Here is a 22,854-nt window from a genome sequence, read left to right on the forward strand (position 1 = left end):
CGCATAACTGATTGACGATTTTGCATAACTAATATTTAGAAAGCAATAAAAGCAAAGGTGTACAATATTGAGAGTGATTCTTATTAACATCAAAGTTTAAGGGACAAATATGTTGGTTTCTCGCACTAAACACCGCGCTTTTCGCCTTTCCACTCTCGCTTTAGCCGTAGCTGGGGTCACCGCTATGCCGGTTATGGCCAATGCTGAAGCAGAAGAAAAAATAGAACGAATTCAGGTTTGGTCAACGGCAGTAAAAACCTCGGCATTGTATTTACAAGAGCAAGAAATTGCTGATAAACAGGCCGATCATGTCTCGGATTTGCTGCGTTCTATTCCTGGTATAGATGTTGGTGGGGCCCACTCTTTAAACCAGCGTATTACCATTCGTAGCATGGACGACAAGGACCTAAAAATCTCCATTGATGGCGCTGCACAAAACACCTACATGTACCATCATATGGGCAACTTGCAGATCCACGCCGACATTTTAAAATCTGTGGACATTGAAACCGGCACTAACTCTGTGATCAATGGTGGCCTTGGTGGGGCGGTGCGCTTTGAAACCAAACAAGCCCGCGAATTATTAACAGGCGATGAGCAATTTGCCATGCGCCTGTCTGCCGGCGCCGCTGATAATGCCGGGCATAACTACTCTGTTACTGGCTTTGGTCTATTAAGCGATGACGTTGACTTTCTTGCCTATTTTAATCACGTCGAACGAGACAATTACGAAGTGGGTGGGGGCAAAGTCTTAGATCAAACTGGTGCCGAAGTGGAAGGAACCGATGGCGAAGTAAAGGGCCTTAAAGGAGAGGTATCAGACGCCTTAATTAAATTTGGCTGGAACATTGGCACGAGCCAAAGGATTTCTCTGAGTTACGAGACGTATGAGGATGAGGGGGATTACAGCTACCGTCCTGATATGGGTCTTGCCACAGACATCACCTTTACAAACGGTCTTGGCGTGCCTTTGTTATGGGATACGGAGTTTACTCGGGACACGGTTACTCTTAGCTATGACCTGACAGTAGATAATACAGAGTTAAAGGCAACCGCTTTCTCAAACATCAGTGAGTTATCACGGGATGAGCGCGGCTGGCTCGATGCTAACCATCCCCGTTTTCACGGCAATGCCGGATTGGTGACGGGGGAAGCGAAAAACTCTGGATTCAATGTGTTGGCCGAAACTATTGTTGAAAATGTGTTTGCAGATGAAGCTCATATTTTCACTTACGGCATAGATTATATTAAACATGATACGGACTACCAGATTGATAAGGTCCCCAGTAATGAGAGCGTGCGCTCAGACGAGCAAGCAAAAAACCTGGCTTTATTTGTACAAGATAGGATAGAGCTGGGCAGAGGTTTTGTGGTAACACCTGGTGTTAGGTACGACGATTACGAGATAGACGCTAAGGTCGTTGAAAACGATTTTTCAGAGCTATCATTAGCACTTGCTTTGGAATACCAAGTCAGTGAAGGCTTATTAATTAAATTAAGTAGTACTGAGTTATTTAAAGGCCCCGAGATTGGCGAAGTGTTTGTTGGCGCAGGTTTGAATGACTCTGAAAACCCAGAGCTCAGCGCTGAAACGGGCTTAAACACTGAGTTGTCGGTTGCTTATCAATATCGGTTGAGTGATGACACGGATATTAATCTTGGTGTAACCTTTTTTGATACGGAGCTTGATAATTACATTTACGACAACGCGACTAAGCCTGATGCTCAGTCGCCATGGGATACTTGGAAAGACAACGTTGGAGATATGAAGCTCGATGGCTTTGAAGCCTATATGGGTTTTAGCATTGAACAATTCAGCGCGCAGTTTACGTATGCCAAATCAGACAGTGAACTCAGTGCAAATGCTCAGTACAGCGCATTAGAAGGCTTCCAGTTAGAGCGCACTCAGGGGGATTCCATTACTGCCGAGTTGAGTTACTACATGGTCGACTACAACCTAAATCTTGGGTGGGAAATGCAAGTATTGGATGATGTTGCTGCTGGTAACTTCCTAGGAGGAGCATCAATTGATAACAGTAAGTCAGGTTATACGGTCCATGATTTTGTCGCTCACTGGCAGCCTGAAGCTGTAGAGGATCTTCATTTACGTTTGAGCATTGAGAATGCCTTCGATGAATTTTATGCTTCGCAGTCTTCTAAAACAGGGGTCACAGGCCACCCGTTGGCAGGAGAGTTAGGCTTATTCCTAATGGACTATGAGCCAGGGCGTAATATTAAAGCCAGTATTTCGTATCAGTTTTAATTAAGCTAAAACATAAGCCCAGCATGATTGCTGGGCTTTTTACGTGTTGGTGAGGGATTAACTCTCGCTTAAGAGGCCACGAGTTGCTGTGCCCCGAGCCGTTGATAGGCTTGTTTAGCCTCTAAAGCGTTTAACATGGTGGCGAGCTTGGCTTCGGTTTCGAGCCACTCTGAACGCGGGTCGGAAGCGGCGACAATACCGGCACCGGCAAACAGTCTGGCCTTGTTAGCCATGATTTCGGCGCTGCGGATCACCACCACCCATTCGCCATTGCCATGTTTGTCACACCAGCCGATAATCCCGGAGAAGAAGTCACGGGGGCACCCTTCGAGGCTGCGTACCCAAGGGTAAGCCTCTGCGGTGGGCTTACCACACAATGCTGGAGTGGGGTGTAAGCGATTTGCCAGTGATAAAATGTGGGTATTGGGGTCACTAAGTTGCCCTTGTACCTCAGTGGAAAGGTGCCACATGGTTGCGGTGCTTAATAACGACGGCGTGCTTGGGATCGTCAGTTGCCGACACCAAGGCGATAATACCCCCGCCATTTCCGCCAGCACTACGGCATGTTCGTAGCGGTCTTTTTTCGAGTGCATCAACGCCTGCTTTAATTGCGCTTCGGTGGCGGCACTGTGGCTGCGCTTAGCTGAGCCTGCTAAAGGGTTACTGAGGATTGTGCCACCGTGTTTACGGAGCAATAATTCGGGGCTGACTCCCATTAGCACCGCGCCACTTTGGGTTGGAAAAGAAAAGTGATAGCCGCTGGCACTTTGGCTTAATAAGTTGGCCAGCACTGGCTCCGGTGAGATAGCTGCATCAAAACTAAGATCAACCTGCTTGGCGAGCACCAGTTTGTCTAATTGTTGCTGAGCAAACAGGCGTTTGGCTTTGCTTACCGCGGCTTCATAGTCAAGTTGTGGCTGTCGATAGTGGGCGCTGCGTAACTGGGGTAAGGAGCTTGGGCGGCTGCCATGTGCGCCAATGACATGGTCATAAAGCGCTGACTTATCATAACGCTGTGTTGCCTCAGAGATGATGAATTCGGCCTGTTGCGACTTACAAAATGGCAGTACGCCAAAGGCCATTGCGTTGCTGCTATGTGGGCGCAGTGCTTGCTCTACCTTGGCGGCCAATGCTTGGTGACAAGCTATGGGGACGCGAAAGCGGTGCACAATAGGTTCGGTAACGTAACAGTGGTCAGCAGAGACAAATACCGCTTGATGCTTTGATCGAAAGCCAGCTCGAGCCGTATTGACAGCTTCGGATAAAATGGTTTGATTGAACATAGAATTCCTCATTTCCAGCGCGTACGCAGTGTCGTTGTTCAGTTGACGAAATGAGAATGTAAATATTTAGTGATAAAACCAGTGGCGAACCAGTAGAGGCGCTGTCACAGTCTTTACTAACAAGCTGTTGGCAGATGCGTTACCCTATAGTGAAACGATAAAATAGAAATAACTGATGCAGCAATTTGACAGCATTTACCAGCGCGCAGTCGCACGAAAAGGTTCGGCAGCGGCGCTTGAGAACAAAATTAGCCAGCCATTGTCAGTAGTACAGTTAAAACAATATTCCGACGATCAGTGGCTGGAGGAGTTTACTCGCAAAATATTTCAAAGCGGCTTTTACTGGTCGGTAGTGAACAGTAAATGGGATGGCTTTCGCGAGGTGTTTTGGCAGTTTTCAGTAGAAAAGCTACTGATGATGTCACCTGAGATGTATGAGCAGCGCAGCCAAGATGAGCGTATTATTCGCAATGCTAAGAAAGTGCAAACCATAGCGCAAAATTGCCAGATGATTTTTGAGGTGCAGCAACAGCATGGCCGCTTTAGCGATTTTATTGCTCAGTGGCCGGAGGATGATATTGTTGGGCTATGGCTTTACCTGAAAAAGCATGGCGCACGGTTAGGTGGTAACACTGGGCCTTATGCGCTTAGAGCAATGGGCAAAGACACTTTTTTGTTAAGTCGTGACGTTGAGACAGTGCTGCGAGCAGAAGAGGTTATCGATGGTGGCTTACAAAGCAAAAAATCCTTATATGCCGCGCAGCAGTGGTTTAATCAAATGAAAGAGTACAGTGGGCTGTCCTATCAAGCATTAAGCCAAATCGTTGCCATGAGCGTAGGTGATAATCTGCGTTAAGGTAACACCTAGAAGTAATCGATATTGAGGTCTTTATGGCATTTATTCAGCCTTATCAAGGCTCTTCGCTGCTGTTTTCAGAGCAGCCAGCGCGTTTTAATCAGCCAGAGTTGCTGTTACAAAATGAGGTGCTTACCGAGCAACTCGGGTTGCACGGCATGAATCACAGCGAGCTTGCTGCGCTGTTGAGTGGGCAAACACGACTGGGTGAGGTAGCTCCCAGCAGTTTGGCCTACAGCGGTCATCAATTTGGCCAGTTTAATCCGTTACTCGGTGATGGTAGGGCGCATTTACTTGGCGCGGTAAAGCTTGACGATGGCCGGCAATATGACTTGCATTTAAAAGGCTCTGGCGCGACGCGCTTTTCTCGCGGTGGCGATGGTTTTTGTGCCCTAGGCCCAGCGGTTCGCGAGTTCATTATGAGTCAGGCAATGGTGGGGCTGTCGGTGCCAACCACCCAGTGTCTGTCGGTGGTCTCCACAGGACACAGTGTCTATCGTCAAGGCGACAAGCCAGGGGCCGTAGTGTGCCGTGTGGCACAGAGCCATATTCGTATTGGCACCTTGCAATACTTAGCCTCTCAGCAAGACACTAGCGCCATGTGGTCGTTATTGGCGCAGCAAGGTGAGCAATTATTTTCAGGTCTTGCGGTCAAAACAGAAGCCGATGTGTTGGAATTGTTCCGCGAAGTGTGTGAGCAATTGGTCGACTTAGTGGTTGAGTGGATGCGAGTGGGTTTTATCCATGGGGTTATGAATACCGATAATATTTTGCTCAGCGCTGAAACCATCGATTATGGCCCCTGTGCCATGATGGAGGAGTTTGACTTTAATACTGTGTATAGCTCTATTGACCGTCAAGGTCGCTATGCTTATGGTAATCAGCCGAACATCATGAACTGGAATTGCGCCCGATTAGCCGAAGCTTTGCTGGTGTTATTTGCTGATGAAAAAGACGCCATTGCATCATTTAGCCAGATCTTATCTGAGGTAGCGGATTCGTTTAACCGTAAATACAAAGACATGTGGGCTGCTAAGCTCGGTGTCGAGCAGTGGAATGAAGACGCGGATGTGTTGTTAGCCGATGTGTTTAGCCTGATGACCGAGCACCAACTTGATTTTACCAACACCTTTGCGGCGCTCACCAATGACTTGCTGGCGCAGCCAAATACCCAGTTATCGATCCCCAGTGCCTTACATTCTTGGTGCCAACGCTGGCAACAACTCCGCGCTGAGCAAGACGTGGCAGTGCGGCTAATGGCGCAAGCAAACCCGATTTTGATCCCTCGCAATGCCATTGTAGAGCAGCATATTGCCCAGTTTGAGCAAACTGGACAAAGCGCGGAATTAGAATCCTGGCTCAGTGCGCTTGCTACGCCATATGACTATAAAAACTATCCCGAAGCTTGGCTTAAGGCCAGCACTCCAGAACATTATAAAACTTTTTGTGGAACCTAAATGGCAACACCGACACACCTGTCGTGGCAGGAAATCAAGCGTAATGTACTTGCGCATAAGCGACCTTTAGTTATTGCACACATCATTGCCTTATTTGCAGCGCTAGTCAGCGTACCTATTCCACTGATGATGCCGTTACTGGTCGATGAGGTGCTGCTCGACAAACCTGGCGCTGCAGTGGCATGGATGAACTCGATTTTGCCAGCACACTGGCATGGTCCGACGGCCTATATCGTGGTTATCTTGATTGCGGTGATCTGTATGCGCTTAGCGACATTGGTGTTAGGCGTGCTGCAATCACGACAATTTACCATCATAGGCAAGGACATTAGCTACCAAATACGTGAACGCTTACTGCATCACTTGCCGCGAGTGCAATTAAAAGAATATGAAACACAAGGCGCTGCCGCCATCAGTTCACGCTGCATTACTGATGTCGAAACCCTAGACAAGTTTATTAGCCAAACGCTATCGCGGTTTTTAATTGGTATTCTGACCATTATTGGCACCGCCGCTATTTTGCTTTGGATTGATTGGGTATTAGGGTTAGTCATTTTGCTGTTAAACCCCGCTGTTATTTATTTTTCTAGGCAATTTGGCAAACACGTCAAAGAGCTGAAAAAAGAAGAAAACGCCGCTTTTGAAGCGCTGCAAACCTCACTGGTGGAAACCCTAGATGCTATTTCTCAGTTGAAAGCGGTGCGCCGTGAAGGCAGTTACTTTGAACATGTAAAAACCACCGCGAAAGATCTTAAACACTTTGCGGTGCAGTCGCAGTGGAAAACCGATGCCGTCAATCGCTTGAGCTTTACCGTTTTCTTAGTGGGGTTTGAGTTTTTCCGCGCGGTGGCGATGTTTATGGTGGTGTTCTCGGATTTAACCGTAGGTCAGATCTTTGCGGTGTTTGGTTATTTATGGTTCATGATGGGCCCGGTGCAAGAAATATTGGGCATACAATACGCTTACTATGGCGCCACAGCGGCTTTGGGAAGACTCAATCAGGTGTTTGGTTTTGCCACTGAGTCACAATACCCAGCCAAGCAGCCAGTATTTCAGGCAGAGCAAGTTGATATTCGCTTTGAGCGGATTAACTTTGCCTATGTACCAGAGCAGCCGGTACTTAAAGACGTCTCTTTGCATGTGCCGGCAGGAAAAAAGGTGGCGCTGGTGGCGGTGTCCGGAGGCGGTAAATCGACCTTAGTACAATTGCTGCTGGGCTTATACGAGAAGCACAGTGGTGATATTTACATTAACGACACCGCAGTTGAGGAGATTGGTTATGATGCGGTGCGGGAAAATATCGTCACGGTATTACAGCAACCCATATTGTTTAATACCAGCGTCAGAGAGAATCTAGCCATGGGCCGGGCGGTGGATGATGCTGTGTTATGGCGCGCACTGGAGGTGGCGGAGCTGGCCGATACCATCGCGGCGCTTAGCGAGCAGCTTGATGCTCAAGTCGGGCGCAATGGCATTAAGCTATCGGGCGGGCAAAAGCAGCGTTTAGCCATTGCCAGAATGGTGGTCGCGGATCCCAAAGTGGTGGTGCTTGATGAGGCGACCTCGGCATTGGACATTGAAACTGAGGCGAAAATACATCGCAATCTCCATGACTTTTTAGAAAATCGCACCACCTTGATCATTGCTCATCGCCTGAGCGCGATTAAACAAGCCGATCTCATCTATGTGCTGGACGATGGTGAAGTGTCTCAATATGGCGAGCATCAGGAGTTATTACAGCAGCAAGGCTTGTATCAAATACTATTTGGTCATCAAAATTAATGGTTTTTTTATGATTTGCCTTTGTAACGTTAAGTAAAGATTAATAGACCAGCTAATATTATGGGTGCAAGGTAATCGGTTGGCGCATTTTCTGGTAAACTAGCTACCGTACTCAATGCGTCCACTAATAGAGATGGGAAGGAATGATGAAAATTAAAACTTTGAGCTTACTCGTTGCCATGGCAGCTGCTGCTAATGCAAACGCAAATACAACGGAGCCAACCGAAAGTGTTTACTTCGGTGTGTTTGGCGACTACTACAATGCCGATTGGAAAAATCACCGTGATATGGCGGGGTTAGATATTGAAGATTCTACCGGCTGGGGTGCTGAACTTGGTTACCGCTTCAATCAATATTGGAGTGGTCGTGTTGAGTATGCTGACATGGACTTTGATCTTGCTGGTATCAGCAACGGTTCTATGGATGCTGAGCGCTATGGTATTGATGGTCTTTACCACTTCGATGGTGGCCCATTCTATGGTTTAGTCGGTATCAAAAAGATGAACCTAGATATTGTTGATGATAATACCTTTGCCAATGTCGGTGCTGGTGTGCGTCATTACTTTACGGATCACCTTTTCGTTAATGCGGAAGCGGCGATTTATCAAGGTATGGAAGCAGGTTTCACTGACGTAGGTGGTAAAATTGGCTTGAACTACTCGTTCGGCAGTGCTGGTAAAGCTGAAACTGTCGCTCCGGCTCCTGCGCCTAGCGTTGCTGAAGCACCAAAAGACAGTGACAAAGACGGTGTAGTAGACAGCGAAGACCAATGCGCGAATACGCCAATGACCGATGCCGTCGATGCTTCAGGTTGTACGTTGTATGAAATGAAAGAAGACACGGTCAGCCTGTTGGTGCGTTTCCCACACGATGACGCGACTTTCTCACAACAATACGTTGATGACATCAATGCTGTGGCTAAATTCTTAAAAGATCACAGCGATGCGGATGTGGTAATTGAGGGTCATGCTTCAGCGGTCGGTGATGCCGATTATAACCAGAAGCTTTCTGAGCGTCGCGCTAAAAACGTAGCAGAAGAACTAGTGGAAATGGGTATTGATTCAATGCGTATTACGACCGTTGGCTACGGCGAAGAGCGTTTGAAAAACCCTGCCAATACTTTAGAAGCGCACGCCGAAAACCGTCGTGTTGAAGCCCATGTAACGGCGAAAGAAAAAGTAAAAGTAAAACGCTAAATAGTGTTTTAACTAAGCTCGCGGTTATATGCGAGCGGCTAAAAAGGCTCCTGCGGGAGCCTTTTTTGATCGCCGTGATGGCATCAGAGTAGAAATGATTCTCGTTTGACTATTATTCACCTAAATAGGCTTGTGTTAGTATGCTTATTCATTGTATTTATAGTGAGTATAAGGCGAGGTATCGCATGCAAGATTTTCATCTATACTCAAAGACCTTATAATTGTTGATTATAAATTATGGTCAAGGAAATGATTTTGTCGCTCGTCAAGCGAGAATGACAAGAGCGTTTGCTTGTCTGTCCACGTCACCAAGAGGGCAATATTGTGCTTCAAGAATATCGTAAACACGTAGAAGAGCGTGCCGCGCAAGGTATCGTGCCTAAGCCACTAGACGCGCAGCAAACCGCAGATCTAATTGAATTATTAAAAACACCACCGGCAGGCGAAGAAGAGTTCATCGTTGATCTATTTATCAACCGTGTACCGCCAGGTGTTGATGATGCCGCTTACGTTAAAGCAGGCTTCCTTGCAGCCATCACCAAAGGTGAAGCTGAATCTCCATTGATTTCTAAAGAGTACGCTGCTGAATTACTTGGCACTATGCTAGGTGGTTACAACATCGCGCCTATGGTTGACCTACTAGACGACGATGCGCTAGCACCAATCGCAGTGAAAGGCTTATCTCATACCCTACTTATGTTTGATGCTTTCTACGACGTAGAAGAAAAAGCGAAAGCGGGTAACAAGTACGCAAAAGAAATCATCGAGTCTTGGGCAAAAGCGGAGTGGTTCCTAGAAAAACCAGCGGTTGCTGAGAAAATTTCTGTGACCGTATTTAAGGTAACTGGTGAGACTAACACCGATGACCTATCTCCAGCACCAGATGCTTGGTCACGTCCTGATATCCCACTGCACGCACTCGCTATGTTGAAAAACGAGCGTGACGGCATTAACCCTGATAAACCAGGCGAAGTAGGCCCAATTGCGCAACTTGAAGAACTAAACACTAAAGGTCTTCCGCTGGCATACGTGGGTGACGTTGTAGGTACGGGTTCTTCTCGTAAATCAGCGACTAACTCTGTGCTTTGGTTCATGGGTCAAGATATCCCACACGTTCCAAATAAGCGCGTTGGCGGTGTTTGTCTAGGCGGCAAGATTGCTCCAATCTTCTTCAATACCATGGAAGATTCTGGTGCCTTACCTATCGAGCTAAATGTTGATGACCTAAACATGGGTGACCAAATTGACATTTACCCATACGAAGGTGTGGTTAAGCGTCACGGCACAGATGAAGTGATTTCAACATTCTCACTAAAATCGGATGTTATCCTAGACGAAGTTCGTGCTGGTGGCCGTATTCCACTGATCATCGGTCGTGGTCTAACTGACAAAGCACGTGAATCACTAGGCATGGAAAAAGAAGACATTTTCCGTAAGCCTAAGCTGATCAAAGATTCTGGTAAAGGCTTCACTTTAGCTCAGAAGATGGTTGGTAAAGCATGTAACATGGACGGCGTTCGTCCTGGTCAATACTGTGAGCCAACGATGACGACTGTGGGTTCTCAGGATACCACCGGTCCAATGACTCGTGATGAGCTGAAAGACCTTGCATGTCTTGGTTTCTCTGCTGACCTAACTATGCAGTCATTCTGTCACACTTCAGCTTATCCTAAGCCAGTAGATGTGAATACTCACCACACATTACCAGATTTCATCATGAACCGTGGCGGTGTATCACTGCGTCCAGGTGACGGTGTTATCCACTCATGGCTAAACCGTATGCTACTTCCTGATACGGTTGGTACCGGCGGTGACTCGCATACGCGTTTCCCATTAGGTATTTCATTCCCAGCGGGTTCTGGTGCGGTAGCATTCGCAGCGGCAACAGGCGTTATGCCACTGGATATGCCGGAATCAATTTTGGTTCGCTTTAAAGGTGAAATGCAACCGGGTATCACATTACGTGACCTAGTACATGCGATCCCTTACTACGCAATCCAGCAAGGTCTATTAACGGTTGAGAAGAAAGGTAAGATCAACGAATTCTCTGGTCGTATCCTTGAAATCGAAGGTGTTGAGCACCTAACTGTTGAGCAAGCGTTCGAGCTATCGGATGCATCTGCAGAGCGTAGTGCTGCTGGTTGTACAGTTAAGCTTTCACAAGAGTCTATCGAAGAGTACCTAAACTCTAACATCGTGATGTTGAAGTGGATGATCTCTGAAGGCTACGGTGATGTACGTACTATTGAGCGTCGTATTACTAAGATGGAAGAGTGGTTAGCAAACCCTGAACTAATGATGGCAGATGCTGACGCAGAATACGCGCACACCATTGAGATTGACCTTGCTGAAATCAAAGAGCCAATTCTTTGTGCACCAAATGACCCTGATGACGCGCGTTTACTATCTGACGTGACAGGCGAGAAAATCGATGAAGTATTCATCGGTTCTTGTATGACTAACATTGGTCACTTCCGTGCCGCAGGTAAACTACTGGATAACTATGGCGGTCGCTTACCGACGCAGCTATGGGTAGCACCACCAACTAAGATGGACCGTGATCAGTTAACTGATGAAGGTTACTATGGCATTTACGGCCGTGTTGGTGCGCGTATCGAAACTCCTGGATGTTCACTTTGTATGGGTAACCAAGCACGTGTTGCAGACAAGGCAACTGTGGTATCGACCTCTACACGTAACTTCCCGAACCGTTTAGGTACCGGTGCGAACGTATTCTTGGCTTCTGCTGAGCTTGCTGCAGTAGCGGCGATTATGGGTAAATTACCGACGCCAGCTGAATACCATGAGTACGCTGAGAAGATCAACGCAACGGCAGCAGATACCTACCGTTACTTGAACTTCCACAAAATGCCTCAGTACACGCAAAAGGCAGACACGGTAATTATCCAACAAGCGGTTTAATTACGTAACAATAGAAAAAAGCCAGCATATGCTGGCTTTTTTTATGCACATAAAACAGTCAACTTAAATGGTGTTGTCATTGTTTATTTTAAAAGTGGATAAATAAACTTCCAAGCTGATTATATGTGGATTTTTATTGCATTTAAGGTGATAAATACTTGGTTTTTTAAACAGTAATTTTTTCTAGTTTTATTAGAATTGTCGCCAAATTCTCATCAATAGGCGAGAGGATCATGACTACAGTAAACAACCAGAATTTATTGCAACTTCGTTTTATCGGCCAGTCTCACATTGACGCGGTAAAACCTTTCTTTAATCAACTTCCTGATAATCCTTATGCGGATGGCGCGTTCAGAAAACGTCGCTACTCAGTGATCAAATTTGTTGATGGTGAAGTTTCACTGCAACCAACCAAGGCCTTTGTTCAAGACGACTCGATTAATACCTTCCAAGGCAACGTTGAGCGTGTTTATGAAAACCTTGAAACAGAAATGCTAAATACTGCTGGCTTTAAGCACTTACTTACCGAATTTAAAGCCATGACAGGGATCGCTGATGACACCAACATCGAAGTGCACCAGTTCCGTATGCTGGCCATTGAAAGCGATACTCCTCCAGCACCTGAAGGCGTTCACCAAGATGGTTTTGACCACGTTTGCGTATGTGGTGTTTCTCACGAAAATATCGCGGGCGGTGAGCTGCTAGTGTATGAACACCAAGAAGCCGAACCTTGCTTTAAAATGGAAATTAAAGACGGTTTATTTGCGCTAGTGAACGACCGTGAAGTGTGGCACAACGCCACGCCAATGAATAAGCTAGATGGCAATCAAGAAGGCTACCTAGATTGCTTCGTATTTACAGCCTAAGAGGGTAGTATGGACTTAAACCAAGTGCGTCGTCAGTTTCCTGCCTTAATGCAAAGTGTTAATGGCAGTGAGCCTATTTTTCTCGATGGTCCAGGTGGCTCGCAAGTGCCACAATCAGTACTCAGCGCTATGTCAGCGTATTTGGGGTATTTTAACTCGAACTTAGGCGGTGCGTTTTTCTCTAGTGATAAAACCGTGAGCTTAATGCATGAGGCAAGACAAGCGGTTGCCGACTTACTCAATGCCCCAAGTGCCGAGCAAATCGTTTTTGGTGCCAACATGACCAGCTTAACTTTTAGCTTTAGTCGGGCACTGTCTCGTGATTGGCAAGCCAATGATGAAATCATTGTGACCAATGCCGATCACTTCTCCAATGTCTCGTCTTGGCGTCAAGCGGCTGAAGACAAAGGCGCAACAGTACATGCAGTCAAAATCAACGAGAGCGATTGTACCTTAGACTTAGAGCATTTTGAGTCGTTATTGAATGCCAACACCAAGTTGGTTGCGGTAACGTACGCTTCTAATACCACAGGTTCAATCAACGACATTAAACGTATTGTTGAACGTGCGCACCAAGTTGGTGCATTAGTCTATGTCGATGCTGTCCACTATGCGCCTCATGAGCTTATCGACGTACAAGCGTTGAACTGCGACTTTTTAGCCTGTTCAGCCTACAAGTTTTTTGGCCCTCATGTCGGGATTGTGTATGGTAAACGCGAGCACCTAGAAGGGTTTACTCCTTACAAGGTTGAGCCTGCGAAAGATATTATTCCTGGCCGCTGGGAAACCGGTACGCAAAGCTTTGAAGGCTTGGCTGGTGTGGTTGCTGCAATCGACTATATTGCTTCACTGAGTGGCATGACGGCAGATACACCGCGTCGTGAGAAACTGGTGGAAGCGTTTGCGCGTTCTAAAGCCCATGAAATGCAGTTAAGTAAACACTTCTTGACGCGTTTAGCTGAGTTTAAACAAATTCGTTTATTCGGTATCGACTCACTAGACAGACTCGAACAACGAACACCGACTTTCGCGCTGACATTTGATGGCATCGAACCGCGCAAAGTGTCGGAGTTTTTAGGTGCGAAGCACATGTGTGTTTGGGATGGTAACTTCTACGCTCAAGGGTTATGTGAACAACTGGGCGTGATGGATAAAGGCGGTGTGGTACGCATTGGTTGCATGCACTACAACACCATCGAAGAGCTTGATAGGCTTTTTGCAGCGTTTACTGAATTACTCAGTTAAGTTGTACACGCCCAAATTTGACCTGATAGTTACCCATTTTTCAAGCGGTGACTGTCAGCTTTGATTTGGGCTAATCTCTTTGCTACCAATTCAGATGAATAAGGAAGTTGAATGCTTTTTGTTAAAATAGTGGCTGTTTTTTTATTGCCAATCTTTCAGCTTTGGGGCTTTTTTCTAGATAATGGAATCCAGATATTTAGTTCTTTAGAACCGCACTTACATGATTTCTATCCATTTATCATGCTTCTCTCTTTGCTACTTTTTTTGTTCGCTAGCTATAACGAGAAGTCTGACAGTAATTACATTGAAAGTACTGCAGGCAAGATAATTTCTTGGATTGGCTTATTTTATATTGTTATGAGTATAATTGCTTACATCCTAATTAAACTCTTACTAAGCGCATGATCGTTCGCACTGGCTAAAAAGTTAACTATGTGCTTCAACAAACTCATTAAGCTTGGCAATACGTAAGCTCATTCCCTCAATTAACTTATCTTTAATTTTCTCACGAATGACATTGGGCAATCTGGTTAAGGCATCTGGGGTGATGGCCAGAATAATGCTGTCCTTGACTGCGCGTGCACTGGTGCTGCGTTCACGATTGCTAATAAAGGCCCCTTCACCCAAAAACTCTCCTGGACCTACGCGGCCGAGATCGTGATCGTTATCCTGCTTAAAAATTAAAAACTCGCCACTGAGGACAATATATAAACGATTGTCTTTTTCAAAGCGCTTGAAGGCGTGCCGATCTTTTTGTACTAGATATAAATGACTAAAAGATTCCAGCAATACTTGTCGTTCTGACAGCGTAAAATCATGAAAAAACGAGAGTCGATTTATGATCTCTAACTGTTTAAACAAGGGGACACTTTCTAATAACTTCATAAACGCTTTGGGTCGATTAATCTTAATCCTGAATATTGCGTTCTTTTAGCTTGCGCGTCAATGTATTGCGACCCCAACCAATTTTTAATGCTGCGTCTTGTTTATGGCCATGACAAGCTGACAGTGCCGATTGTATTAAGCGGGTTTCAAGTTGTGCTTGAACATCGGGCCAAATATGATCTTTGCCTTGGCGTAACTCAGTGTCTAACCAAGACTGAAAAGCATCTAACCAGTCGCCTTGAATCGCATGACTTGCAGGCTCGGGCTTATCCAATTCTTCAGGAAGGTCAGCGGGTGTCACCAGCTCGCCGGGTGCCATGACAGTAAGCCAACGGCAGGTGTTTTCCAGTTGCCTAACATTACCAGGCCAGTGATAGGCCTGCATTTTTTGCAGCGCATGTTTGGAAATGATTTTTGGTTCTGCTTTAAGCTCTTTGGCACTTTTGGCTAAAAAGTGATCGCTCAGGGCGGCAATGTCTTCCGGTCGCTCTCGTAATGCAGGCAGTTTCAAGCGCACCACATTGAGGCGGTGGAACAAGTCTTCGCGAAATTTCCCTTGCTTAACTAGGGTTTCAAGATCTTGGTGGGTAGCAGCAACAATGCGAACATCCACTTTAACGCTGTGATGGCCACCAACACGATAAAATTCGCCATCGGCTAATACCCGTAATAGCCGAGTTTGCACATCTAAGGGCATATCACCAATTTCATCTAAAAACAGCGTGCCACCATCTGCTTGCTCGAAACGGCCGCGGCGCATGCTGTCGGCCCCAGTGAAAGCCCCTTTCTCGTGGCCAAACAGTTCTGACTCGACTAAATCTTTAGGAATGGCCGCCATATTGAGCGCTACAAAAGCGCCTTCTTTGCGTGGGCTATGGTTATGCAGAGCACCGGCAACCAGCTCTTTACCGGTGCCCGATTCGCCGTTGATTAATACACTCATACTGGATGCTGACAGCTTACCGATAGCACGGAATACTTCCTGCATGGCTGGGGCTTCACCAATAATATCTGGGCTGCTGGCTTTGCTGCTTTGACGCTTTTGCTTTTTGCTTTGTTGTCCTGCGCGAAAGGCTCGCTGTACCAAGGAAACGGCTTCTTCCAGATCAAAGGGTTTGGCCAAGTATTCAAAGGCGCCTTTTTTAAACGCATTAACTGCAGAGTCAAGATCAGAGTGTGCCGTCATGATGATCACTGGCAAATTAGGGTAGTGCGAGGCCAACTTTTCGAGCAGTGCCATGCCGTCAATGCCTGGCATGCGAACATCAGAGATCAACACGGAAGGTTGCTCATATTCCAGTGCGGTTAACACATCTTGGCCATTAGCAAAGCTTTCGGTGACAAATTCTGCGCGCTTTAAGGCTTTTTCTAGAACAAATCGAATCGAAGCATCATCATCGACTAACCAAACTGATTTCATTGCACGTTTCCTGTTTCAGTGTTGTCAAAAGGCAGGTAAATATTAAACTCGGTATGCCCTGGCCAACTATCGAACTCAATAAAGCCCTGATGTTGTTCAATCAGAGTTTGCGCGATAGAAAGGCCTAATCCAGAGCCGCCCTCCTTATTGGTGATCATCGGGAAGAATAAGGTTTCTTTTAGTTCTTCAGCAATGCCCGGACCATTATCACTGATGCGGATCAGTAACGCTTTTTTCAGTAGCCGCTCGGCATGGTGTAAGCGATGTTTGACCCGAGTGGTGATGGTGATGGTGCCATCGTGTTGCAGCGCTTGCTGAGCATTGCGGATAATATTTAACAACACCTGCTGTATTTTCGCCTGATCGATTACGATGGGCGGAATACTGGGATCGTAGTCTTTAATTAACGCTATCTCAGCGTCACGCTCCAAGGTGGTCAGTTTAATGACCGACTCCAATGCTTGGTGAATATTACAGGGTTCTTTTTGTGGTAGCTGATTCGGCCCTAGTAACCTGTCCACCAACTCACGCAATCTATCCGCTTGTTCAATGATCAAGGCTGCGCATTCTTCCCGCTCTTGTTGATCGGTTTCATACTGCAATAATTGCGCCGCTCCGCGTATTCCTCCGAGGGGATTTTTGACTTCATGTGCTAAGCCGCGAATTAAATTTCGTGATGCTTGAAATTGGTGCATTTGGTTGGATGCTTGGTCATAGCGTAGAGCGTCATCCACACGGCGGCATTCCAGTAAAATATAGGCAGCACCAGATAACATTAAACGCCTGGCATGCAGCCCTAAAGTGGCCACTCGATTATCGACAAACACCACGTCTACTCTGTGTTGCTGGCAATCGACGCCATCTTGTAAGACATACTTTGCCAGTCGTTCTAAATCAAACTGATGATGATTAAAAACACTGTCCATGGCCATACCACATAGGCGTTTAGTGCTTAAACCAAGCAGTTCACTGCTGCTGTAATTGGCAAAGCGAATCGTCATGCTGTCGTCCAGCACTAATATGGCCGTTGCCAGGGACTGCCATATTTTATCTAGTTCATTGAGGTTGTTTTGATCCATTTAAGGTCACCGTGCACCAATGTGGTGCAATGAGCATAGCATATTAAACGCAGGATGCGATATGCCAGGCACTTTAATAGCAAAACATTAACCATTAATAAATCGTGCCAACTTGGGGGGAAAGTAACGTTAGTTGTTAATGCTGTTGCGATGTAGGAAAAACGTCACTGGTTCGCTTTGTGCTACCAATTGGCCCTTATTGTTAAAGGCTTTTAACACCAAAGAGTGTTCACCACGGTATAGGTTTCGCAAGGCAAATTGCGTAGTGGTTTGTTTTGGCCCTGTGGCTTTACCATTAACAAATAATTGTACGCTCAAGCCTTGGCTAAAGCGTGGCTCTATCCTGCCTGCAACATGAACGCTGCCGCTATTATCACGAATGGTTTGTTCGTGTTCAGGAGTGGTAATAGTGGCTTGATATTGAATTGGATCGGCTTTGACCTTAGGGGTTAATACTTGCGTGTCTACGCTTGGCATGGTTAGCGTATTGCGGTTGAGGTTCACTTCTTGAGCGCCTTTTTGGGCGATATCGGAATACACCCAATTACCGTTTTTATCCTTCCAACGGTAAACCTTTGGCTCTGCATCGGCGTAACTTGGCCAGCAAATGATTGTGCAAAGCGCACTAAAAACCAAGATGTGATACCACTGACGCACGCGCTTTCTCCCGAAAAAGTGAATACTCATACTTTAGTATATCAAATCAAAAATAGCGAGTTTAATCACGGGCAAAGAGTTCAATGTATTTAGCTAGGTTGTTGGTTATATTAAACAAAAAAGCCCGCAACAGCGGGCTTGAGAACACATATGATTAAGAGTGCCAGAAACACATAACGAGTTCAGGCTCTACATGTGCGGTAAATAGTACCGCACAAAGTAGTGGGTATTACTCAGCGCTTATACGCTGTAGTACATTTCGAACTCAACAGGGTGAGTTGTCATGTTAAGTTTTTCCACTTCCTGAGACTTAAGTGCAATATATGCATCAATTAGGTCGTCAGTGAATACATCGCCTTGCGTTAAGAACTCGCGATCGGCGTCCAGTGATGCCAATGCTTCGTCAAGCGACGCTGCCACGGTTGGGATTTCAGCGGCTTCTTCTGCTGGTAGGTCGTATAGATCCTTATCCATAGCATCGCCAGGGTGAATTTTGTTTTTGATACCGTCCAGGCCTGCCATTAGCATTGCTGAGAACGCTAGGTAAGGGTTTGCTGTTGGGTCAGGGAAACGAACTTCGATACGGCGCGCCTTTTCCGATGGTACCACTGGAATACGGATTGATGCTGAGCGGTTACGAGCAGAGTATGCCAACATAACGGGTGCTTCAAAGCCAGGTACCAAACGCTTGTAAGAGTTAGTTGAAGCATTAGCAAAAGCATTGATTGCTTTAGCGTGCTTAATAATACCACCGATGTAGTACAGTGCTTCTTCAGAAAGACCGCCGTACTTGTCGCCAGCAAAGATATTTTTGCCATCTTTACCTAGTGATTGGTGACAGTGCATGCCTGAGCCGTTATCGCCAACAACTGGTTTTGGCATGAACGTAGCCGTTTTGCCGTACAGGTGCGCCATGTTATGGATAACGTACTTCATCTCTTGGATTTCGTCCGCTTTTAACACCATAGTATTGAAGCGTGTGGCAATTTCGTTCTGGCCAGCAGTAGCTACTTCGTGGTGGTGTGCTTCAACAACTTGACCCATTTCTTCCAGCACTAGGCAGGTTGCACTGCGCCAGTCTTGCGATGAGTCAACTGGAGCAACTGGGAAGTAACCGCCTTTAACACCTGGACGGTGACCGGTGTTGCCGCCTTCATAATCTTTGTCTGAGTTCCAGCAAGCTTCCTCTGAATCGATGCTGTACATCGAACCTGACATGTCTGTTTTATATTTTACGTCATCAAATAGGAAGAATTCTGGCTCTGGGCCGAATAGTACGGTGTCTGCAATACCTGTTGAGCGCATGTACTGTTCAGCGCGCTTTGCTACTGAACGAGGATCACGTTCGTAGCCTTGGTGAGTGCTAGGCTCAACCACGTCACAACGAACAATAAGAGTGGTTTCTTCTGCGAATGGGTCTAGTTTTGCACTTTCTGCATCTGGCATAAGCACCATGTCTGACTCATTAATGCCTTTCCAACCAGAAATCGATGAGCCATCAAACATTTTACCGTCTTCGAAGAAGTCTTCATCGGCTTGGTGATGAGGGATTGATACGTGTTGTTCTTTGCCTTTTGTATCTGTGAAACGTAAGTCGACAAATTTAACTTCGTTTTCTTTAATAAAATCTAAAACCGACTGTGACATGTGTCCTCCGACTCGTTGGGTTATTTTTTTGCTGCAATGTACTGCAATTGCTCACTATTAAGCGCAATTCATGCCAATTTTATAAGTGCATGAATTTACTTGTTTTTAATATTGTTACTAAGCTTAAAACGAAAGTTTTGCACTATATTGGTGCGTATTTGTTTCATTGTGGTGCGTAAAATTGGTGCAATGCCTTTCCTTGTCCATGATGTTGCTTTATCAGCAAAAATGCTTTGATTTAAATCTATACGACGAACGAAGGTTTATCAAAGTGAGTGACTACTTTTTACCACGCTATAGTGTAAAAGTTATTTTCCCGCTATTTTTATGGCTAACTTGCTGAGTGGGTAGGATAAAATGATGACTTCGGCCTAGAACAGGGAAAAATTCTTTGGATAAACTTTCATCTGTCACATTAATAGGGGATAATACGCGACCTTTAATTCTCAATCGGTATCCTCAACGCGCAATTTTGCGCGGATCGGCTAGGATCACTGAGGACCAACTTCACTGAGTAATAATATGAGCATCGAAAAGTTAAGAAATATTGCGATCATCGCGCACGTCGACCACGGTAAAACAACGCTAGTAGATAAGCTACTTGAACAGTCAGGTACTCTACAGCAGCGCGGTGGTAACGAAGAGCGAGTGATGGACTCCAACGATCTAGAAAAAGAGCGTGGTATTACCATCCTGGCTAAAAACACGGCTATCACTTGGAATGACTACCGTATCAACATCGTGGATACTCCAGGACACGCCGACTTCGGTGGTGAGGTAGAACGTGTACTTTCGATGGCTGACTCAGTATTACTGCTTGTGGATGCCCAAGAAGGCCCTATGCCACAAACGCGCTTTGTAACGCAAAAAGCATTCGCGCAAGGCCTTAAGCCAATCGTGGTAATTAACAAGATTGATAAGCCAGGTGCACGCCCTGACTGGGTAATGGATCAGGTATTCGACTTGTTTGATAACCTTGGCGCCACAGACGAACAGTTAGACTTTAAAGTGATTTACGCATCGGCTATTAACGGCTGGGCAACGCTTGATTTAGATGACGCTTCAGACAACATGGAGCCTATGTTCCAAGCAATCGTTGATGATGTTGAGGCACCTAATGCTGATCCATCAGGCCCATTCCAAATGCAAATCACCCAGCTAGACTACAACTCATACGTTGGCGTTATTGGCGTAGGTCGCGTAAAGCGCGGCTCTGTAAAGCCAAACCAACAAGTGACGGTTGTAGGTGCTGATGGCACTACACGTAATGGTAAAGTAGGCCAAGTACTTGGTTACATGGGCCTTGATCGTAATGAAGTGGACGAAGCCGGTGCTGGCGACATTATCGCGATTACAGGTCTTGGTGAGCTTAAGATCTCAGATACAATCTGTTGCCCTAACAACGTTGAAGCGCTTCCAGCTCTTTCTGTTGATGAGCCAACGGTAACCATGACTTTCTCGGTTAACACGTCACCGTTCTCAGGCCAAGAAGGTAAATACGTTACATCACGTAATATCCTAGAGCGCCTAGAAGATGAGCTTGTCCACAACGTCGCGCTCCGTGTTGAAGAAACTGATAACCCAGACAGTTTCCGTGTTTCTGGTCGTGGTGAGCTTCACTTAGGTATTTTGATCGAAAACATGCGTCGTGAAGGCTATGAGTTAGCGGTTTCGCGTCCAGAAGTAATCCTACGCGAAGTGGACGGTCAAATTGAAGAACCATACGAGACCGTTACTATTGACTGTGAAGAAGAGCACCAAGGTTCTATTATGGAGCAACTAGGTCACCGTAAAGCGGAAATGACCGACATGTCTCCTGACGGTAAAGGCCGTATTCGTATGGACTTCATGATGCCGGCACGTGGTTTAATTGGTTTCCAAACTGAGTTTATGACACTGACTTCAGGCTCTGGCTTGATGTACCACACGTTCTCACACTACGGACCGCATAAAGGTGGCAACATTGGTCAGCGTAAAAACGGTGTATTGATTGCAAATGCTCAGGGTAAAGCACTGACCAACGCACTATTTAACCTGCAAGAACGTGGACGCTTATTTATTGGTCACGGTGTTGAGGTGTATGAAGGCATGGTTATCGGTATTCATAGCCGTGATAACGACCTGACAGTAAACGCCCTAAAAGGTAAGCAATTAACCAACGTTCGTGCCTCAGGTACGGATGAAGCGCAAAGCTTAGTGCCGCCAGTAAAGATGTCACTAGAGCAAGCACTTGAGTTTATCGATGACGACGAGCTTGTCGAAGTAACACCGGAAAATATCCGTATTCGTAAAAAGCTACTGACAGAAAGCGAGCGTAAGCGCGCTAGCCGTCAAGCTAAGTAAGCTAGATTAACATCGAAAAACGCCGCAATTGCGGCGTTTTTTTATGGCAAAATGACGGGGTCTAAAAAAGACCGTACTCCGCGGTTTCTTCGGGCTCGTAATTTTGTAGGTGCTCGGGGCGGAAAATCGCGCTTGGGTCTATCAGCAAACTGTGCTTTTCACCTAATTTGACTAGGCCTTTCATGAGCTTTTTAGTTTGCGGATCCACTTCAAAGCCAATGCTAGTGAGCTCGTGCAAAGGCTTTATATCGCTCTCTTCGCAGTGCACATTATCCTCTACCTTATCCACTAGTAAGCCAATATATGGGCTTTGTCCATCTTGCGTTGTAAACACAATAATGGGTTTGTGATCGAGCATAATTTGTTCGCGGGTCGACTCAAATAGACGCATGAGCTTATAAAAAGTGGTGCTGCGTTCTTTTTCTAGTTGTTCAATGGCGGCTTGCTTGTTGCCTTTAGCTGACATGGTCAGCAGTTTATCAGCCATGGCATGGAGTTTATTATGCGGCTCTTCAAAACGATGTAGCAGTGCTTTTAAGTCTTCGTTGTCGGTTTTAAAGCTATAATACCATTGCCCAAATGCGCATTGAGTTGGATCTTTTGCTTTATTAAAAGGGGTATCATTGACAATACTTTGTTCCAACGCCGCAAGCCAGTCGCGATGATCTTGTTCGCGCTCTTGTAGCATAGTAACCAGTGCCTGATTGGTTTCGTAAGAAGAGCACTTGTTGAGAATGATCCCCAAGTCAAAAATGGGCGTTGGCACCCCCATGTAGTCTTTTACTCCTAAGAAGCTGGGGTTGTCATTGGGTAAGTCAGTGAGATTGTCGTCGTAGCGCTCGGTTAGAAGAATATCGAGGATTTGCAGTGATATTGTTTTTTTCCCAACGCAAAAGTTTATTAAATCCATCTTTGCCTCGCTTGCCAAAATTATTCTCTAAGCATAGAACATT

General features: G+C 46.0%; 16 protein-coding genes. 9 read left to right on the forward strand and 7 right to left on the reverse strand.

Going from position 1 to position 22,854, the window contains the following annotated elements; all coding sequences use genetic code 11:
• Positions 1 to 109 precede the first annotated feature (109 nt).
• A complete protein-coding gene (locus tag R3P39_RS14280; protein WP_336568262.1) occupies positions 110 to 2,263 on the forward strand; it encodes a TonB-dependent receptor domain-containing protein in 2,154 nt (717 codons plus the stop codon).
• Between the two features lie 68 nt (positions 2,264 to 2,331).
• Here R3P39_RS14280 and R3P39_RS14285 read toward each other — a convergent pair whose 3' ends face one another.
• A complete protein-coding gene (locus R3P39_RS14285) occupies positions 2,332 to 3,546 on the reverse strand; it encodes an isochorismate synthase (RefSeq protein WP_336568264.1) in 1,215 nt (404 codons plus the stop codon).
• A 175-nt stretch (positions 3,547 to 3,721) separates the two neighbouring features.
• Here R3P39_RS14285 and R3P39_RS14290 point away from each other — a divergent pair, with 175 nt between their 5' ends.
• From R3P39_RS14290 to R3P39_RS14320, 7 genes are all read left to right on the forward strand, one after another.
• Positions 3,722 to 4,402, forward strand: a complete 681-nt coding sequence (locus R3P39_RS14290) for a DNA-3-methyladenine glycosylase I (RefSeq protein WP_336568265.1) — start codon at positions 3,722 to 3,724, stop codon at positions 4,400 to 4,402.
• 35 nt (positions 4,403 to 4,437) lie between these two features.
• The gene (locus R3P39_RS14295) at positions 4,438 to 5,859 is read left to right on the forward strand and encodes a protein adenylyltransferase SelO (RefSeq protein ID WP_336568266.1); all 1,422 of its coding nucleotides are present in this window, start codon (positions 4,438 to 4,440) and stop codon (positions 5,857 to 5,859) included.
• On the forward strand, positions 5,860 to 7,641 hold the full coding sequence (locus R3P39_RS14300; RefSeq protein ID WP_336568267.1) for an ABC transporter ATP-binding protein: 1,782 nt from the start codon (positions 5,860 to 5,862) through the stop codon (positions 7,639 to 7,641). It abuts the gene before it with no gap.
• 146 nt (positions 7,642 to 7,787) lie between these two features.
• Positions 7,788 to 8,837, forward strand: a complete 1,050-nt coding sequence (locus R3P39_RS14305) for an OmpA family protein (RefSeq protein WP_336569325.1) — start codon at positions 7,788 to 7,790, stop codon at positions 8,835 to 8,837.
• 324 nt (positions 8,838 to 9,161) lie between these two features.
• Positions 9,162 to 11,759 (forward strand): bifunctional aconitate hydratase 2/2-methylisocitrate dehydratase, encoded by a 2,598-nt coding sequence (gene acnB, locus R3P39_RS14310; RefSeq protein WP_336568268.1) that lies wholly within the window; start codon positions 9,162 to 9,164, stop codon positions 11,757 to 11,759.
• Between the two features lie 233 nt (positions 11,760 to 11,992).
• The gene (locus R3P39_RS14315) at positions 11,993 to 12,625 is read left to right on the forward strand and encodes a 2OG-Fe dioxygenase family protein (RefSeq protein ID WP_336568269.1); all 633 of its coding nucleotides are present in this window, start codon (positions 11,993 to 11,995) and stop codon (positions 12,623 to 12,625) included.
• 9 nt (positions 12,626 to 12,634) lie between these two features.
• Positions 12,635 to 13,870, forward strand: coding sequence for a cysteine desulfurase-like protein (locus R3P39_RS14320; protein WP_336568270.1), 1,236 nt, complete (start codon positions 12,635 to 12,637; stop codon positions 13,868 to 13,870).
• Between the two features lie 426 nt (positions 13,871 to 14,296).
• On the opposite strand, the gene R3P39_RS14325 is transcribed toward R3P39_RS14320, so the two are convergent.
• The 5 genes from R3P39_RS14325 to glnA all read right to left on the reverse strand — a co-directional run bounded on the left by R3P39_RS14325 (position 14,297) and on the right by glnA (position 19,558).
• Positions 14,297 to 14,755, reverse strand: a complete 459-nt coding sequence (locus tag R3P39_RS14325; protein WP_336568271.1) for a cyclic nucleotide-binding domain-containing protein — start codon at positions 14,753 to 14,755, stop codon at positions 14,297 to 14,299.
• A gap of 22 nt (positions 14,756 to 14,777) precedes the next feature.
• On the reverse strand, positions 14,778 to 16,175 hold the full coding sequence (gene ntrC, locus R3P39_RS14330; RefSeq protein ID WP_336568272.1) for a nitrogen regulation protein NR(I): 1,398 nt from the start codon (positions 16,173 to 16,175) through the stop codon (positions 14,778 to 14,780).
• Complete coding sequence (glnL, locus tag R3P39_RS14335; RefSeq protein WP_336568273.1) at positions 16,172 to 17,254, reverse strand: nitrogen regulation protein NR(II); 1,083 nt, start codon at positions 17,252 to 17,254, stop codon at positions 16,172 to 16,174. Before glnL ends, ntrC begins: the two co-directional genes overlap by 4 nt.
• 129 nt (positions 17,255 to 17,383) lie before the next feature.
• On the reverse strand, positions 17,384 to 17,911 hold the full coding sequence (locus R3P39_RS14340) for a DUF4124 domain-containing protein (protein ID WP_336568274.1): 528 nt from the start codon (positions 17,909 to 17,911) through the stop codon (positions 17,384 to 17,386).
• Positions 17,912 to 18,151: 240 nt separating this feature from the next.
• On the reverse strand, positions 18,152 to 19,558 hold the full coding sequence (gene glnA, locus R3P39_RS14345; protein WP_336568275.1) for a glutamate--ammonia ligase: 1,407 nt from the start codon (positions 19,556 to 19,558) through the stop codon (positions 18,152 to 18,154).
• 522 nt (positions 19,559 to 20,080) lie between these two features.
• Here glnA and typA point away from each other — a divergent pair.
• On the forward strand, positions 20,081 to 21,901 hold the full coding sequence (gene typA / locus R3P39_RS14350; RefSeq protein WP_336568276.1) for a translational GTPase TypA: 1,821 nt from the start codon (positions 20,081 to 20,083) through the stop codon (positions 21,899 to 21,901).
• 61 nt (positions 21,902 to 21,962) lie between these two features.
• On the opposite strand, the gene R3P39_RS14355 is transcribed toward typA, so the two are convergent.
• On the reverse strand, positions 21,963 to 22,811 hold the full coding sequence (locus tag R3P39_RS14355; protein WP_336568277.1) for a CZB domain-containing protein: 849 nt from the start codon (positions 22,809 to 22,811) through the stop codon (positions 21,963 to 21,965).
• Positions 22,812 to 22,854: the final 43 nt, after the last annotated feature.

Origin of the sequence: Pseudoalteromonas sp. UG3-2, from assembly GCF_037120705.1 — a bacterium.
GTDB lineage: Bacteria > Pseudomonadota > Gammaproteobacteria > Enterobacterales > Alteromonadaceae > Pseudoalteromonas.